Here is an 886-nt window from a genome sequence, read left to right as displayed (position 1 = left end):
GGGGGGTGCCGGCGCGCGGCCCCGCGGGGCTCCCGGCGCCTGCCGCCGGCGGCTCGCCGCGGGGGCCCGGCCCCCGCGCCGCCCGGGCGTCCGCCCCCGCCGCCCCCGCCCTCCCCCGACCGAAGAGGCCCCCATGGACATGCGCTACACCCCCGAACAGTCCGGCCTGAAGCGGCGCGCCGCCGACTACGCCCGGCTGCTGATGCGCTACGAGGACCAGTCCGAGCAGGCGGGCGGTCCCCTGCCGCAGGAGCTCGTCACCGAACTGACCCGGGCCGCGATGGACGCCGGCGTCTACGCCATCAACATGCCCGCCGAATGGGGCGGCGCCGGGCTCAGCCTGCTCGACCAGGTCATCGTCGAGGAGGAGTTCGGCAAGGCGACCAACTGCCTGTGGGACATCCCCTGGCGGCCCGCCAACGTCCTGGCCCAGGGCGACGAGCGGCAGCGCGAGAAGTACCTGCTGCCCGTGATCCGCGGCGAGAAGTTCGACGCCTTCGCCGTCACCGAGCCGGGTGCCGGATCCGACCCCTCCTCCGGCACCTCCACGGCCACGCGCACCGACGGCGGCTGGCTGCTCAACGGCGAGAAGTGGTTCGTCACCTGCGGCGACATCGCCGACTTCCTGCTCGTGCAGGCGGACGCGGGCCCCGAGCGGCTGCCCACGCTTTTCTTCGTGGACAAGGCCGCGCCCGGCGTCGAGATGACCCGCGTGCCGCGCTTCATGCACTCCGCAGTCAACGGGCACCCCGAGTTCACCTTCACCGACGTCTTCGTGGCCGACGAGGACGTGCTCGGCGGCGTCGGCAACGGCTACGAGCTCACCAAGGAATGGAGCACCGACGACGGCCTGAGGCTAGCGGCACCCACCGTCGGAGCGGCCCAT

General features: G+C 73.7%; 1 protein-coding gene. It reads left to right on the top strand.

The features are described 5' to 3' along the window. Positions 1-133 precede the first annotated feature (133 nt). Positions 134-886 (top strand): acyl-CoA dehydrogenase family protein (locus ACFW2E_RS40890; protein ID WP_384475411.1); only part of this gene is annotated, 753 nt, incomplete at its 3' end.

It is taken from the genome of Streptomyces sp. NPDC058964 (genome assembly GCF_042741275.1).
In the GTDB taxonomy this organism is placed as follows: domain Bacteria; phylum Actinomycetota; class Actinomycetes; order Streptomycetales; family Streptomycetaceae; genus Streptomyces.
Note: the sequence above shows the minus strand (reverse complement) of the source record. Positions and strands in the feature narration are given on the sequence as shown.